Below are 15181 nucleotides of genomic sequence, written 5' to 3' on the forward strand. Positions count from 1 at the left end.
GCCTGTGCCGGCGGGGCGGAAGGGCCGCCGGCCGGATCGCCCCTCGGCCGGGCCATGGCGCTGGCGCAGCCGGCGGGTCCGCTGCGCCTGCTGGGCGGGCTGGCGCTGAACACCGGGATTCTGGGCTTCGGCGGGCTGTCCGGGCTGCACATGGCGCCCGGGCCGGTGCTGACCGCGATCAGCGACCGTGGCCGCTTCGTCGAGATGCGGCTGGACCTCGATGCCGGGCTGCGCCCCATGGGGCTGACGCTGCGCCGCAGCGGGCGGCTGCGCGATGCGGCCGGGCGGCCGCTGCCGCCGGGGCCGGCCGGGGATGCCGAGGCGCTGGCCCGCCAGGCGGACGGCACCTGGCTGCTGGCCTTCGAGCGCCGCCACCGGATCCAGGCCCATGCCAGGCTGGAAGGCCCCGGCCGGACCATCGCCGCGCCGCCAGGGCTGGACCGCGCCCCGCGCAATGCCGGTCTGGAATCGCTGGCGGTGCTGGCCGATGGGCGCTGGCTGGCCCTGGCCGAGGGGCTGGAGGCCGGGCCGGGCCTGGTCCGCGGCTGGCTCGGCCGCCCCGGGCGCTGGCGGCGCCTTGCCTACCGGCCGCAGCCGGGGATGGTGCCGGTGGATGCGGCGGCGCTGCCGGAGGGTGGCGCGCTGGTGCTGGAGCGCGGATTCAGCCTGCTGGGCGGCTTCACCGGGCGGCTGGCCCGCCTGCCGGCCGCGGCGCTGGCCGACCCGGCGGTGGATGCGGTGCTGGAGCCGGTGGCGCTGCTGGACCTTGCGCCACCCCTGCCGGTGGACAATTACGAGGGCCTGGCCGTGCTGGACCATCAGGGAAGGCGGCTGGTGGCGATCGTCTCGGACGATAATGAGCGCCTGTTGCAGCGCAGCCTGCTGCTGCTGTTCGAGATGCCGCCCGGGATGCTGCCCAGGAGCGATAGGCGTTGAGATGGAATCATCTGAACGCAATTCTTGTTTTAGAATCAACGGCTTCCAGAGCATGAGCAGCGTTCAGGCGAACGCAGCCTGCTCCAGGAAGGGCGGTCAGGCGACTTCCAGCAGCCGACTGCGGGGCAGGGTGAGCCAGGCGCGGGCGCCGATTCCGGGCGCGCTTTCCAGACGGATGTCGCCACCATGGGCGGCGGCGAGGGAGCGGGCGAGGCTGAGGCCGAGGTCCAGACCGCGCGTGCCACCGCCGGCCTGGCCCCCCGGCATGAGGCCCGCCGTCTCCACCACCAGATCCTGCGCCGGCAACCCGTCCCCCTCATCCTCCACCACGATGGCGAGGGTCTCGGTGCCCACCACGTAGCGCAGCGCCACCACGTCCCCATCGCGCGAATGCCGCGCGGCGCGGCGAAGCAGGGCGGAGAGCGCGCCTTCCAGGGCCCGGCTGTCGGCCCGCACGCGCAGCCCGCCCAGATCCGGCTCGATCTTCCAGTGGCGGCGCCCCGGGCGAAGCTGGGCCGAGACATTGGCGATCGCGGCATCGACAATGGGGCCGAGCAGGGCCGGCGCCTCATGCAGCGCGCGGGGCGAGGGCTCGGTGGCGAAATCCGCCAGGTCGTCGGCCAGGCGCAGAAGCTGCTGCGCCACCGCCTCGACCTGCGCTTCCGATTCGGTCAGGCGGTGGGATGGGCTGGCGCTGGCGGCCTGGGCCATGAGCGCTAGGCCGGGTCCGCGCAATTCCTGCGCGGCCAGCGACAGGCAGCGTCCGCGTGCGGCGGCCAGCCTTTCCGCGGCGGCGACGCGTTGTCGCGCCCGCTCCAGCATGTTGTGCGACGTGATCCCGATCGCCATCAGGATGATGGCGCTCAGGAGGGCGACGGCAAGGAGCGGCGTCTCGGTCCACATGCAGGGCAGGGTGACCGGTCGCCGGTTACCAGTGGGTTAAGCCTGGGCCGTCAAATCGGGAAAAGTGACGGGTCGGCTTGTCAGTCAACCGGATTTTGTCAGGCTGTATTGACAACACGCCCTGGAATCGGGCGTCTCCCCCCGAAAGGGGGGAGAAACTGTCAAGCGGCGACGGCGGCCTTCTTGTCCCGCGCCCGCTCCAGCCGGCGCTTCAGCACCAGGGCCTCGCTCGGCAGGCGGCGGTCCGGGGTGCCGAGCAGGAAGGAGTCGAGACCCCCGTTATGCTCCACCGTGCGAATGCCGTTCGTCGTCAGCCGCATCCGCACGGGCGTGCCGAGGATGTCGGAGAAGAAGGACGTCTCCTGCATGTTCGGCAGGAAGCGCCGGCGGGTCTTGTTGTTGGCGTGGCTGACGTTGTTACCCGTCAGCACGCCCTTGCCGGTGATACCGCAGCGGCGGGCCATGACACATCTAATCCCGAAAAGCGCACGCGCGGGTCCTGGGCCGAATGGTCCAGGCTGCCGCGCGCGGAGGTGGTCCGGAGCAGGGGCGTATCGCGGATCGGACCCGGCCCGTCAAGGGCCGGGGCGTTGATCCGGCCGCTGCATCTCAGGGGTTGGCGGGCTGGTCCGCCGCCGCGGCGCGGCGCATTTCCGCCAGTTCGCCGGCTTCCACCGAGGCCAGCGCGCTGCGCAGCACGCCGGCCACCGCCCGGTCGTCCAGGCTGCGCGCCAGCATGCCGAGCGAGCCGCCCAGCAGCGCGGAGGCGATGGAGATCGGCTGGATCCCCTGCTCCAACATGTATTCGATGGCCTTGTCCACGACCGAGCCGGCGTGGCTCAGGTCTTCCGGGGCCTCGCCCTGGGGGTCGAATTGCATAGGCGGCCTCCTCAATGACAGGGACATAAGCAGGCGGGCGGGGCATGGGAACCCCCCGCCCGCCCGCCGGCAGGGTCAGGCCGGCCGCCCCGGGGCCGGAAGCCCCGCGGCGGCCTGGGCCGCGGCCGCGGCCTCCGCCGCCGCCACTGCCTCCGACTGGCGGCGCCACATGGCGGCATAGAGGCCATCGGCGGCGATCAGCTCGGCGTGCGCGCCGCGTTCCGCCACCTGGCCTTCCTGCAGCACCAGGATCTCGTCCGCCTCCACCACGGTGGACAGGCGATGGGCGATGACCAGCGTGGTGCGGCCGCGCGCGGCATCGCGCAACGCCGCCTGGATGTCCTGTTCCGTGCGGGTGTCGAGCGCGCTGGTCGCCTCGTCCAGGATGACGATGCGCGGGTTCTTCAGCAGGGTGCGGGCGATCGCCACGCGCTGCTTCTCGCCGCCCGACAGCTTCAGCCCGCGCTCCCCCACCCGGGTGTCGTAGCCATCCGGCAGGCGCAGCACGAAGTCGTGCACCTGGGCGGCGCGGGCCGCGGCCTCGATCTCCTCCTGGCTGGCGCCGGGGCGGCCATAGGCGATGTTGTAGCGGATGGTGTCGTTGAACAGCACGGTGTCCTGCGGCACCACCCCGATGGCCGCGCGCACGCTGTCCTGCTGCACGTCCCGCACATCCTGCCCATCGATCAGCACGCGCCCGCCGGTGGCATCGTAGAAGCGGAACAGCAGGCGGCTGATGGTGGATTTGCCGGCCCCGGTGGGCCCGACGATGGCCAGCGTCCGGCCCGGCGGCACGGTGAAGCTGACGCCCTTCAGGATCGCCCGGTCGGGGCGGTAGCCGAAGCGCACATCCTCGAAGCGGATCTCCCCGGCCGCGGCATCCAGCGGCGGCGCGCCGGGGCGGTCGGCCACCTCCCGGTCCTCCCGCATCAGGCTGAACATGGCTTCCATGTCCACCAGCCCCTGCTTGATCTCGCGATAGGCGAAGCCGAGGAAGTTCAGCGGCTGGAACAGCTGGATCATGTAGGTGTTGACCAGCACGAAGTCGCCCACCGTCATCCCGCCCGGGGTTGCCTCGCCCTGCGAAACGCGGCCGGCGGCCATCATCATCACCACCGTCAGCCCGACCGCGATGACCGCCTGCTGGCCGAAGTTCAGCGCGTTCAGGCTGACCTCGGAGCGCACATAGGCGGTCTCGTAGCGGCCCAGGCTCGCGTCGTAGCGCCGCGCCTCATGCGTCTCGTTGCCGAAATACTTCACCGTCTCGTAGTTCAGCAGGCTGTCCACGGCGCGCGTGTTCGCTTCCGTGTCGGTGTCGTTCATCGCCCGGCGGAAGCGCAGGCGCCATTCGGTGAAGGCCAGGGTGAAGGCGATGTAGACGCCCACCGTCACCACGATCACCGCGCTGAAGGTGATGTCGAACATCCCCCACAGGATCAGCGCCACCAGGATGATCTCGAAGATCGTCGGGATGATGTTGAACAGCAGGAAGTCCAGCACGAAGGTCATGCCGCGCGTGCCGCGTTCCAGCACGCGGGACAGGCCGCCGGTCTGCCGGTCCAGGTGGAAGCGCAGCGACAGGGCGTGCAGGTGGCGGAACACCTGCAGCGCGATGCGCCGGCTGGCGCGGCCCTGCACCTTCACGAAGATGGCGTCGCGCGCCTCGTTGAAGGCGCTGCTGGTCAGGCGCAGCAGGCCATAGGCCAGCACAAGCGCCACCGGGACCGCGGCGATGGACGCGGCGGCGCCGGCTTCCGGCGCCAGCGCGTCCACCGCGCGGGCGAAGGCGATGGGGACCACCACATTGGCAGCCTTGGCCAGTACCAGCAGGACCAGGCTGGCCACGACGCGGAAGCGCAGCCCGGGCTCCCCCTTCGGCCACAGATAGGGTGCAAGCGTGAGAAGCGTGCGCAGATGGCCGCGCTCGCTGGTCTGGGTGGTCGACAAGGGGAAGGCTCCGGAACCGTTGCCCCTAAGGTGGTGCCTGCAGCGTCCGGAGCAAACAGGGCGGCGGGCTTTCGTGCCATGCGCCCGGCGCGCTACAGGGGCGCATGCCCGACCAGAGCCTTGCCGGATTCGAACGGCACGTCGCCGCCTGCAACAACATCGCCTCCCCGGCCACGCTGCTGCGCTTCCGCATCGGCGAGGAACAGGTGGGCTGGGTCGGCGCGGAGACCGCCCGCGCCCTGGCCTTCTACCCACGCGACGTGCATTTCGAGCCGCAGGGCGTGGCCCTGGCCGGCAAGCTGCGGGCACCGGGGGCGCGCAGCGAGGCGCTGGCCCTGCTCGCCAGGGGCCTTGCCGCGCGCGGCCACCTGACCCTGCGGCATGAATTGTTCGACGTGCGCCCGGGGACGGAGGGGCCGGTGCTGGCCCGCCTGGACCGCGGTGCGCTGCCGGTCTTCGGCATCATCGCCCATGGCGTGCATGTGAACGGCTTCGTCCGCCGCCCGGACGGGCTGCATCTCTGGGTCGGCTGGCGGTCCCGCACCAAGGCGGTGGCGCCGGGGCAGATCGACAACATCGTCGCCGGCGGCGTGCCCTCCGGCCTTTCGCCGGCCGAGACCCTGGTGAAGGAGGCGGCGGAGGAAGCCTCCATCCCGCCGGAACTGGCGGCGCTGGCCCGGCCGGTGGGCCGCGTTTCCTATGTGATGGCGGCGCCGGAGGGGCTGCGGCGGGACGTGCTGCACTGCCATGACCTCGAACTGCCGGAAAGCTTCGTGCCGCGCCCGCATGACGACGAGGTGGAGCGCTTCGAGCTGCGCCCGGCAGCCTGGCTGCTGGAGGAAGTGCGCGACCGCAACCGGGTGAAGTTCAACGTCAACCTGGTGCTGATCGACTTCTTCCTGCGCCACGGGCTGATCGAGGCCGGCGCGCCGGGCGCGGAGGCCCTGCGCGCCGGCCTCGATCAGGTGGCCTGAACCTCGCGCTGGGCCTCGGCCGGCGCCTCCATCCGGGCGCGCAGCTCGGCCAGGGTGACGCTGGCGAGGTCGGCTTCCATCGCGGCCTCGGCCGAATCGAACACCTCCCGCAGCAGGGTGGGGATGGCGGCGGCCGGTGCGGCCTCGGCCCGGTTCGGGCCGCGATGCACCGGCAGCAGCGGCAGGCCCTTGCGGCGCATGGCCTGCCAGATCTGCCCCAGGGTGATCAGCTCCGCCGCCTTCGCCAGCTCCGCGCCGCCGGGGCCGCGGCGGATGCGGATCAGCCCGGCCCGGGCCAATTGCCCGGCCAGGCGGCGGATCACGACGGGGTTGGTGCCGACGCTCTCGGCGAGGCGTCCGCTGGTGAGCTGCCCACCTGGCGCGGTGGCCAGCAGCAGCAGGATATGCACGGCAACAGCGAAGCGGGTTGCGACCATAAATGCCTACACGCCTGGCGCGGCGAATGGTTCCGCCCCGCGGGCGAGGCTTGACGCGGCTGCGAACACAAAGTGAACCTCTGCCGCATGGCCCTCTCCATGCCCCCGCCTGTGCTTCCGCCCACCGCGTCGGCGCGCACGCTCGCCGTCTGCCGCGCGGCGGCGCGCTTCTGCGCCCAGCGCGGCTGGGCCCCGGTGCGGGAGATGCCGCTGCCGAATGGCCGCCGGGCGGACCTGCTGGCGCTGCTGCCGGATGGCGGCTTCGTGGTGGTGGAGGTGAAGTCCTGCGCGCGGGATTTCCTCGCCGACGCGAAATGGCCGGAATACCGCGACTTCTGCGACCGGCTGTATTTCGCCGTGGACCTCGATTTCCCGGCGGAACTGCTGCCGGCGGAGGTCGGCCTGCTGGTGGCGGAGGGGCCGGAGGCGACGATGGTGCGCGAGGCCCCCTGCCACAAGCTGGCGCCTTCCCGGCGCCGGGCCTTGCTGCAGCGCTATGCGGTGGTGGCCGCCGCGCGCCTGGCGGCGCTGCAGGACCCGGCGGGCCAGGCAGAGATCCGCGCCGCCCTCAGGGCCGACTGAGCCCCTGTGGATGAATGCCCGAAAGCCCCAGGGGCGCGGGGCAGGGCCCGAGAAGCGGGCGTCGTGGACCCCGATCCTTCGCCGATCCTGCGCGGCGCGCTTCGCCTCAGCGGCGGATGCGCGCCACCGTGGCGGTCGTGCTCTGCCCCGGCAGCAGGGCGGCGAGGCGGACCTGGCCGCCCCAATCGGTGACGAGGTCGGCGCCCACCACCTTGTCCACCGTGTAGTCCGCGCCCTTCACCAGCACTTCCGGCCGCAGCAGGCGCAGCAATTCGAGCGGGGTGTCCTCCTCGAACACCGAGACCAGATCGACCGAGGCGAGGGAGGCGAGCACGGCGGCGCGGGCGGCGTCACCCTGGATCGGCCGGGTCTCGCCCTTCAGCCGCCGCACGCTGGCGTCGGAATTCAGCCCGACCACCAGGCGGTCGCACCAGGACCGCGCCTGTTCCAGCAGGTGGACATGGCCGGGATGCAGCAGGTCGAAGCAGCCATTGGTGAAACCCACGCGCCAGCCGCGGCGGCGCCAGCGTTCCACCTGCTCCACCGCCTGGGCGCGGGAGACCACCTTGCGCAGCGCGCCGCGCTCCGGCGTCAGCGCCTCCAGCAGGTCGCCTTCGCGGGCGACGGCGGTGCCGACCTTGCCCACCACGATCCCGGCGGCGATGTTGGCCAGGCGGGCGGAGACGGCGGCGCCGAGGCCGGCGGCAAGCCCCGCGGCGGCCACCGCCACCACGGTGTCCCCGGCGCCCGAGACATCGTGCACCTCCGGCGCCTCGGCCGGGAAGTGGCGGACACCCTCGGCATCGACCAGGGTCATGCCATCCTCGCTGCGGGTCACCAGCACGGCGCCGAAGCCGTGGTCCGCCCGCAGGCGCTGCGCGGCGGCGACCAGCGCGGCTTCGGTGTCCACCGGCATCCCGGTGGCCAGCTTCAACTCGGCGCGATTCGGCGTGATGAGGTCGGCGCCGGCATAGCGGGCGTAGTCGATGCCCTTGGGGTCCACCACCACCCGGCGCCCGGCGGTGCGGGCCGCGGCGATCAGGCGCTGCGCCGTATCGCCGGAGAGCACGCCCTTGTTGTAGTCCGACAGCACCATCACCGTGGTGGCGGCCACCGCATCGGCGGCGATGCGCACCAGGCGCTCCGCCAGCCGGGGATGGATGGGGCCAGCCATCTCGTGGTCGGCGCGCAGCAATTGCTGGCCGGCGGCGATGAAGCGGGTTTTCGTGGTGGTGGCGCGCCCCCCCTGCACCAGTAGCCAGGGCTCCACATTCGGCTGGCCGCCGATCAGGCCGGTGAGGTCGCTGCCCGCCTGGTCGTCGCCGACGACGGAGACGAAGGCCACCGCCGCGCCCAGCGCCGTCAGGTTGCGCACTACATTGCCGGCGCCGCCGGGCATCGCCACCTCGCGCTCCACCGCCAGGACGGCGACGGGGGCCTCGGGGCTCACCCGTTCCACCTGGCCATAGACGTAGCGATCGAGCATGGCGTCGCCGACGACGAGGACGGAGGCGCGCTTGAGCTGGCGCACCGCCTCGGTCAGCTCGCCGACCGGGATTTCTGGTGTGGGAAGGTCGGCGGGCGCGGGGCCTTGCATACGACCGGCGTAGCGCAATCGTCGTATCCGACGCAAGGTACGGTCCCGCGCGCGGAGAAAACATCCTTTTGTGGAACGGCGATTCAGGCCTGGAGGAAGCCGATCGTCCTGCCCTCCAGGACACCGCAGGTCAGGCTGCCGCCGAACACCGCGCCGGTGTCGAGCCCGATTCGGTGCGGGCGCAGCTGCGGCGTCTCGGACGGGGTGTGGCCATGCACCACCACGGCGGGCAAGCGGCCGCGCCAGGACAGGAAGGGCTCGCGGATCCACAGCAGGTCCTGCGGCCTCTGGTCGTCCAGCGCCCGGTGCGGGGCGATGCCGGCATGCACGAACAGGTAGCCGCCGGCGGCGTGGCGCAGCGGGCGGGCGCCGAGCCAGGCAAGGTCCGCCGCCGGCACCGCGCCCGGCGCCAGGCCGGGGCCGGCGGCGGCGCCATAGCTGGCCAGCGCCGCGCCGCCGCCATTCATCAGCCAGAGGTCGAGCGCCGCGCCGGAGGCGCCCGGGGCCAGCGCGTCCAGCATCATCTGGTCGTGATTGCCGCGCAGCTGCAGGCCGGGCAGGCCGGGTGGCAGGCTGCCGCGCAGCAGCGCCAGCACGCCGGCGCTGTCCGGGCCGCGATCCACATAATCGCCGAGATGCAGCAGGAACGGCCGCGGCACCGGGCGCGCCGCCAGGTCCTCCCGCACCAGCGCATGCAGCGCGGCCAGCCGCCCGGCGCAGCCATGGACGTCGCCGATGGCGTAGATCCGTTCCCCCGGCGGCAGCCAGCCGGGTGCGGGCAACTGGGCGGTTAAGGGATTGGCAGGCATTGCGGGCCGATCCTACCCCCCCCCGGAGGCGCCATCGCCACCGGCTTTGGTCCCATGCCCATGCCCGATGGTTTCCCGACCGCCGAAGGTTTCCCGACCAAGGATGCCGCGAGCCCGGCGCCACCGCTTCTGGCCCTGGTGCGGGAGGCGCTGCGCAGCCCGGGCAGCCGGGTGGCGCTGCGGGTGCCGGCGATGCCGCCGCACCGGCGCCGCGTGGCACGCGCCCTGCTGTAGGAAGGCGCGCTGGTCGCCGGCGGCGTGGTGCTGGACGGGCCGCAGGAGGAATTGCTGCTGCTGGGGGCGGAGGCCGGGCGCACCGAGCGGCTGCGCGGGCTGCTCGACCGGCTGCTCGGCGCCCAGCGCACCGCCATCTGGTCCCTGCAAGGCGACGCCGCCGCGCTGCTGGCCTATGCCGCCGGCGCCGAGACGGCGACCGCGGAAGGGCCCGGCCTGGCCGGGCTGGATGCCTGGCTGCGCGGCCTGGGGCTGGCGCCGCTGGTGCAGCGGGTGCTGGGCCGGCGGATCGCCGATCCGCCGCGCCCGGCCTTCCTGCGGCTGGGTATCAACCGCGTCCTGCTGGCCGGGCTGATGGGCCCGCTGGGCCGCGATGCGGATCTGCTGGAACATGCGCAGCGCGCCCTCTCGGCCCGGCTGCTGCTGGCGGTGGGCGATCCGGCGCAGGGCAGGACGTTGATCCGCGGCCCCCTGCCGGGGCGGCTGCACCTGCCGGTGCCGCCGGCGCCGATCCGCGGCGGCGATGGCGGTGTTGGCGGCGGGATGCTGGTGGCGACGCTGGGGCTGGAGACGGTGGCGGACCCGGCCGCTTTGGCGGCGCGCCGCGCCGGGCTGGCGGCGCAGGGCTGGTCGGTGGAGATCGACGGGCTGGACGCCGCCGCGCTGCGCCTGCTGGCGCCGGAGGCGCTGGGCGCGGACTGGCTGCGGCTGCGCTGGTCGCCGGAGCTTCCCGCCGCCGCCCAGGCCGGGGCGCTGCAACGGGTGGAGCCGGCGCGGCTGATCCTGGCGGCGGCGGAGACGCCGCAGGCGGTCGAATGGGCCCGCGCCATGGGGATCGGGCTTGTCGAGGGCGCCGGGCTGGAAGCCCCGCTGGCCCCGGCCGCCCCGGTGCCGTCCAGCCTGCTGGCACGGCTGGGCCAGGAACCGGCCGGCGTGCCCGCCTGATGCCACCGGCATGAGGAGCGAGGCGGAGGAGGCACGCCCCGGCGGCGTGCGGGCGGCGCTGGACCTGGCCGCGCTGGTGCGCGACTGCGTCGCCGCCGATGTGGTGCGCCAGGTGCTGCATCTGCGCCTGGCCGGGCTGGGTCCCGGCGCCGCGCCGCGCCACCAGCGCCTGCTGCGGGAGGCGCTGGAGCCGGTGATGGCGGCGGCGCGGACCCGGGTCTTCGAACTGCCGAATGGCGATGTGGTGGCGGTGGCGCCGCCGCCGGCCCTGGCCCTGGACCATGCCCGCCAGGCGCTGCTCGGCACGCTGGATGCCGGGGCCGCGGCGGCGGTGCAGGCGTTCCGGCTGCCGGATTGCGCCGCGCACCTGCTGGCGGTGACGGCGGAAAGCCTGGGCCTTGCGGAAATCCCGCCACCGCCGCCGGCCGGCATCGCCGGGCCGCCGATCGGCAGCTACGACCTGGCGATGGCGGAGCGCGCCCTGGCGCAGGCCGATCTCGGTGCGATGACCACGGCGCAGGCGGTGTGCCGGCTGGACCCGGAGGGTGAGCCGGCGGAGGCGCAGTGGGAGGATCGGCGCATCGCCTGGGGCAGCCTGGCGGAGGCGGTGCTGCCCGGCATCGACATCGGTGCCTCCTCCGCCCTGCAACGGCGCCTGGCGCGGCTGGCGGAGACGCGGCTGCTGGCGGATATCGGCCGGCCGGCAGCGCAGCTTGACTGGCGGCCGGTGGGCCTGCCGGTGGTGCCGGCGACGCTGGCGACCCCGACCTTCCAGCGCTTCGATGCCGGCCTGCCGGCGGGCCGCCGCCGGGAGATCACGCTCGGCTTCCGGCCGGCCGACATCCTGGCCGACCCGGCCGGCTTCGCGCAGGCCCGGGATTCGGCGCGGATGCTGGGCTACCGGCTGGCGTTGGACGATGCGGCGGTGGCGGTGGCCGCGGTGCTGCGGCCCGACCGCCTGGGCCTCGACCTGCTGCGGCTGCGCTGGAGCGCCGACCTGCCGCTGGCCGGGGCGGCGCTGCAGCCCTGGCTGGCGCAGCCGGACGCGGTGGTGCTGGTGGGCGTCGACCGGCCGGCCGCGATCGCCTGGGGCTGGGAGGCGGGGATCAGCCTGTTCCAGGGCCCGCTGGTGGAACGCCGCCGCAGCCATTGAGCGCAACGCCTGGTGAGCGATCACCGCCTCAATCGCCGGCCTGGCGGCGCGCCATGGGGCGCGGCGGCCGCTCGGGTGCCTTCGCCGGGCAGAGGTTCCGATCAAGCGAACCTGGCAGGAGGCGGCCCGGTGGGGTGGCGTGGCAGGCGCGCGCCAACCGCGGCGGTGCTGCCGCGTTGGCGATGCCATGCAGACACCGCCCGCCTTCCTGTTCGCGACCGGCATCGAGAACAGCATCCCCCGAATCCAGGGCGGCCGCATCCGGGTGGATGAGATGGAGCGCTGCGGCCACTACCAGCGGTGGCGGGAGGATTTCGGCCTGGTGCAGGAACTCGGCCTCAGCTTCCTGCGCTACGGCCCGCCGCTGCACACCACGCTGCGCGGCGCCGGCCGGCATGACTGGGACTTCGCGGACGCCACCTTCGGCGAATTGCAGCGGCGCGACATCGTGCCGATCGTGGATCTCTGCCATTTCGGCGTGCCGGACTGGATCGGCGATTTCCAGAACCCGGATTTCCCGGACCTGTTTGCCGCCTATGCCGGCGCCTTCGCCCGGCGGTTTCCCTGGGTTCAGCTCTATACGCCGGTGAACGAGATGTATATCGGCGCCCTGTTCTCCGCGCGCTATGGCTGGTGGAACGAACAGCTCGCCACGGACCGGTCCTTCGTCACCGCGCTGAAGCACATCGTCGCGGCGAATGTGCTGGCGATGCGGGCGATCCTGGCGGTGCGGCCGGATGCGATCTTCATCCAGAGCGAAAGCACGGAATACTTCCACGCCGAATCGCCGGCCGCCATCGGCCCGGCGGAGGTGCGCAACCAGGAACGCTTCCTGTCGCTGGACCTGAACTACGGCCGCCGGGTGGACAGCGGCATGTACGAATACCTGATGGACAACGGCATGACGCGGCAGGAATACCACTTCTTCCTGTCGCACAGCCCGCTGAAGCGCCATTGCATCATGGGCAACGACTACTACTGGACCAATGAGCACCTGGTGATGGCGGATGGCCACACACGCGCCTCGGGCGAGGTGTTCGGCTACTCCGTGCTGACCCACCAGTACCACCAGCGCTACGGCCTGCCGGTGATGCACACCGAGACCAACCTGCGCGACGACGGGGAGGGCGCGGCGGAACGCTGGCTGTGGAAGCAATGGGCGAATGTGCTGCGGGTGCGTAACGACGGCGTGCCGGTGATCGGCTTCACCTGGTATTCGCTGACCGACCAGATGGACTGGGACACGGCGCTGCGCGAGGTGAACGGGCATGTGGACGCGGTGGGGCTGTACGACCTGGACCGCCGCATCCGCCCCGTGGGCCGCGCCTTTCAGCGGCTGGTGGCGCAGTGGAAGGACGTGTTGCCGGCGCAGTCGCTGTGCCTGCAGGTGCCGGTGGTGATGCCGAGCGCGCAGGGGGGGGATGGGTTGCCGGAGGCGTATTGGGTGGGCCAAGCGGCGCGTCGCGCCGCGCGCTGAATTGGCACCGGCGCGTCGCGCCGCGCGTTGAATTGGCACCGGCGCGTCGCGCCGCGCGCTGATGCGGTCGCCAGGGCGGCGCCCTTCCGGCGCGGCGGGCGCGGGGCTACAGGGATGGCGTGCAGATCACCCGTCTCTTCCTCGTCCGGCATGCGCTGGTCGAACCCTCCGCCCGTGCGCTGGTCTATGGCAGCATGGATGTCGGCCTGTGCGAATTGGCGCTGGCGCAGGAAGCCGCCGCCTATCGCTGGCTTGCCGCGCGCCTGCCGGAAGCCGCGCATTGGGTGGTCACGCCGCTGTCGCGCACCCGCGCCACCGCCGCCGCCATCTTCGCCGCCGGCCATGCGCCGGCGCCCCTGGCGGTGGAGCCGGACCTGGCGGAACAGCATCTGGGCGAATGGCAGGGCCTGTCGCATGAACGCTTCTCGGCGCTGATCCGCCATCCGCCGCACCCCTTCTGGCCCCATGGCGCGGAGGAAAAACCCCCGGGCGGCGAAAGCTTCGCCGAGGTGGTGGTGCGCGTGGCCGCGGCGCTGGAGAGGCTGGTGGCGGCGCAGGAAGGCCGCGACATCGTCATCGTCGCGCATGGCGGCTCGATTCGCGCGGCCATCGCCCAGGCCATGGGGCTGACCCCGCACCAGGCGCTGATCTTCTCCATCCGCAACCTGTCGCTGACAAGGCTGGAACGCCATGGCGCGGCCTGGCGGGTGGCGGCGGTGAACGAGGAACCCTTCACCCTGCCCACGATGGCTTGACCGCAACCCCCCTGGTTTCGCCGCTTCGCCTTGGACACCCGAGTCGTGACTTGATAGAGTGTGCCGCGACATAGGGTTGCGGGGGATCTTTCATGTTCCGTGGGATGCTTCTGGCCTTTGGCCTCTGCTTCGCCCTGCCGGCGGCCGCGCAGCAGGAACAACAGGCGCTTGTCGACCGTGCGACGCTGACCGTGCAGGAGCTGATGTCGACCGGCGACCATACCGGCGACGCGGTGGCGTTCCTCCAGCGCGCCAGGGCGGTGATGATCTGCCCGCGCGTCTTCCGCGCCAGCTTCATCCTGGGCGGTGAGGGCGGGTCCTGCGTCCTCGTCGGGCGGGATGGCGCCGGGTCCTGGTCCTCGCCGGCCTTCTACGGCCTGGGCTCCGGCAGCTTCGGGCTGCAGGTGGGCGTGCAGGATTCGATGGTCGCCATGATGATCATGACCGACCGCGGCCTGCAGGCGGTGATGGACAGCCAGTTCAAGATCGGCGCGGATGCCTCGCTGACGCTGGCCACCATCGGTGGCGGGATCGAGGGCAGCACCACCGCGGCGGCGGGCGCCGACATCGTCGCCATCGCCAAGTCCCGCGGGTTGTTCGCCGGCATCTCCCTGTCCGGCTCGATCCTGGCCTATCGGCCGGACTCCGCCACCGCCTATTACGGCCGCGGCTATGGGGCGCGGCAGATCGTGGTGGCGATGGAGGCGCACAACCCGGGCTCCGACCCGCTGCGCGCCATGCTGCTGCGCTACGGGGCGCGCGCCGGAAGCTGACCGAAGCCGCGCCGTCGCGCCACCCGCGCGTTCAGGCGCGGCGGGCCCGGCGTGGGGCGCAGCGGCCCAGCGCCTGCAGCAGCCGGGCAGCGCGCCGTTCGGCGGTGTGCTGCGCCAGCACCTGGTCGCGCGCCGCGCGGCCGAACAGCAGCCGTTGATCCTCCGGCATCAGGCTGAGCCAGCGCAGCCCGCGCGCCAGGGGCTGCGGCTGCCCCGGCGGCAGCAGATGGCCGAAGCCGGGCAGGACGATGTCGGCCAGATCCTCGCCCACGGCCAGCACCGGCAGTTGCAGCGCCATGCCGTGCAGGAGGCCGGGGATGGCGGCCGCGGCTTCCGGCACCAGCAGCCCGAGCCATGCCGGCGCGGCCTGCGCCAGCTCCTCCGCCTCCAGCCGCGGATCCAGCCAGGGCGCCAGGCCCAGCGCCGCGGCCTGCTGCATCAGCGGCACCAGGCCGTGGACCTGGCGCGGCAGGTCGATCACCGGCCGCTGCGCCGCGGGCAGCAGCGCCAGCGCCTGCAGCAGCGTGGCGCGGCCTTCCGGCGTGCCGGGCGGCGCCAGGCACAGCAGCCGGCCGTTGCGCGGGCCCGGCCGGCGCGGCCGCAGCCAGCGCAGGCCCAGCGCCGGCGGCAGGGCGATGACGCGGGTGCGCGGCGCCAGCTGCTGCGCCGGCTCCACCGCCGCCGGGCGGCCGACGCAGGCAAGGTCCGCTGCGTTCAGCTTCAGCGCCAGGTCCGCATCGCGCGCGCGGCCTGGGTCCTCCCCTGGGTCCTCGCCTGGCT

General features: G+C 73.2%; 17 protein-coding genes. 9 read left to right on the forward strand and 8 right to left on the reverse strand.

The window, feature by feature from the left end:
* Positions 1-54: 54 nt before the first annotated feature.
* Complete coding sequence (locus HEQ75_RS13405; protein WP_168031313.1) at positions 55-936, forward strand: esterase-like activity of phytase family protein; 882 nt, start codon at positions 55-57, stop codon at positions 934-936.
* 96 nt (positions 937-1032) lie between these two features.
* Here HEQ75_RS13405 and HEQ75_RS13410 read toward each other — a convergent pair whose 3' ends face one another.
* The 4 genes from HEQ75_RS13410 to HEQ75_RS13425 form a co-directional block, all read right to left on the reverse strand.
* Positions 1033-1785, reverse strand: a complete 753-nt coding sequence (locus tag HEQ75_RS13410) for a sensor histidine kinase (RefSeq protein ID WP_168031315.1) — start codon at positions 1783-1785, stop codon at positions 1033-1035.
* 215 nt (positions 1786-2000) lie between these two features.
* On the reverse strand, positions 2001-2303 hold the full coding sequence (gene rpmB, locus HEQ75_RS13415; protein ID WP_168031318.1) for a 50S ribosomal protein L28: 303 nt from the start codon (positions 2301-2303) through the stop codon (positions 2001-2003).
* Positions 2304-2448: 145 nt separating this feature from the next.
* A complete protein-coding gene (locus HEQ75_RS13420; protein ID WP_168031320.1) occupies positions 2449-2718 on the reverse strand; it encodes a hypothetical protein in 270 nt (89 codons plus the stop codon).
* A gap of 75 nt (positions 2719-2793) precedes the next feature.
* Complete coding sequence (locus tag HEQ75_RS13425; RefSeq protein ID WP_168031322.1) at positions 2794-4665, reverse strand: ABCB family ABC transporter ATP-binding protein/permease; 1872 nt, start codon at positions 4663-4665, stop codon at positions 2794-2796.
* Positions 4666-4769: 104 nt separating this feature from the next.
* On the opposite strand from HEQ75_RS13425, the gene HEQ75_RS13430 reads away from it, so the two are divergent.
* Positions 4770-5639, forward strand: coding sequence for an NUDIX hydrolase (locus HEQ75_RS13430; RefSeq protein WP_168031324.1), 870 nt, complete (start codon positions 4770-4772; stop codon positions 5637-5639).
* Here HEQ75_RS13430 and HEQ75_RS13435 read toward each other — a convergent pair.
* Entirely contained in the window at positions 5627-6076 is a 450-nt protein-coding gene (locus HEQ75_RS13435) for an Rrf2 family transcriptional regulator (protein ID WP_168031326.1), read from the reverse strand. The two genes, HEQ75_RS13430 and HEQ75_RS13435, sit on opposite strands and share 13 nt — an antisense overlap.
* A gap of 111 nt (positions 6077-6187) precedes the next feature.
* Here HEQ75_RS13435 and HEQ75_RS13440 point away from each other — a divergent pair, with 111 nt between their 5' ends.
* On the forward strand, positions 6188-6658 hold the full coding sequence (locus HEQ75_RS13440) for an MmcB family DNA repair protein (RefSeq protein ID WP_328733883.1): 471 nt from the start codon (positions 6188-6190) through the stop codon (positions 6656-6658).
* A 106-nt stretch (positions 6659-6764) separates the two neighbouring features.
* Here the strand turns inward: HEQ75_RS13440 and rfaE1 are convergent, their stop codons facing one another.
* Together rfaE1 and HEQ75_RS13450 are read right to left on the reverse strand one after the other, a co-directional pair.
* Positions 6765-8255, reverse strand: coding sequence for a D-glycero-beta-D-manno-heptose-7-phosphate kinase (gene rfaE1, locus HEQ75_RS13445; RefSeq protein WP_168031329.1), 1491 nt, complete (start codon positions 8253-8255; stop codon positions 6765-6767).
* 83 nt (positions 8256-8338) lie between these two features.
* On the reverse strand, positions 8339-9037 hold the full coding sequence (locus HEQ75_RS13450; RefSeq protein WP_235961583.1) for a metallophosphoesterase family protein: 699 nt from the start codon (positions 9035-9037) through the stop codon (positions 8339-8341).
* Positions 9038-9124: 87 nt separating this feature from the next.
* Here HEQ75_RS13450 and HEQ75_RS13455 point away from each other — a divergent pair, with 87 nt between their 5' ends.
* The 6 genes from HEQ75_RS13455 (at position 9125) to HEQ75_RS13480 (ending at position 14401) form a co-directional block, all read left to right on the forward strand.
* A complete protein-coding gene (locus tag HEQ75_RS13455; RefSeq protein ID WP_168031333.1) occupies positions 9125-9298 on the forward strand; it encodes a hypothetical protein in 174 nt (57 codons plus the stop codon).
* A gap of 27 nt (positions 9299-9325) precedes the next feature.
* Complete coding sequence (locus HEQ75_RS13460) at positions 9326-10243, forward strand: hypothetical protein (protein ID WP_168031336.1); 918 nt, start codon at positions 9326-9328, stop codon at positions 10241-10243.
* Between the two features lie 10 nt (positions 10244-10253).
* Positions 10254-11396 carry a hypothetical protein gene (locus HEQ75_RS13465; protein ID WP_168031338.1) on the forward strand — a complete coding sequence of 381 codons (1143 nt, stop codon included), beginning with the start codon at positions 10254-10256 and terminating at the stop codon, positions 11394-11396.
* A 187-nt stretch (positions 11397-11583) separates the two neighbouring features.
* Positions 11584-12873, forward strand: a complete 1290-nt coding sequence (locus HEQ75_RS13470; RefSeq protein WP_168031340.1) for a family 1 glycosylhydrolase — start codon at positions 11584-11586, stop codon at positions 12871-12873.
* A gap of 119 nt (positions 12874-12992) precedes the next feature.
* The gene (locus HEQ75_RS13475) at positions 12993-13628 is read left to right on the forward strand and encodes a histidine phosphatase family protein (protein ID WP_168031343.1); all 636 of its coding nucleotides are present in this window, start codon (positions 12993-12995) and stop codon (positions 13626-13628) included.
* 92 nt (positions 13629-13720) lie between these two features.
* Positions 13721-14401, forward strand: a complete 681-nt coding sequence (locus tag HEQ75_RS13480) for a lipid-binding SYLF domain-containing protein (protein ID WP_168031345.1) — start codon at positions 13721-13723, stop codon at positions 14399-14401.
* A gap of 31 nt (positions 14402-14432) precedes the next feature.
* On the opposite strand, the gene HEQ75_RS13485 is transcribed toward HEQ75_RS13480, so the two are convergent.
* The coding region (locus HEQ75_RS13485) for a glycosyltransferase family protein (protein WP_209318530.1) at positions 14433-15181 on the reverse strand (749 nt) is incomplete at its 5' end.

It is taken from the genome of Falsiroseomonas selenitidurans, from assembly GCF_012103215.1.
In the GTDB taxonomy this organism is placed as follows: Bacteria; Pseudomonadota; Alphaproteobacteria; order Acetobacterales; family Acetobacteraceae; genus Falsiroseomonas; species Falsiroseomonas selenitidurans.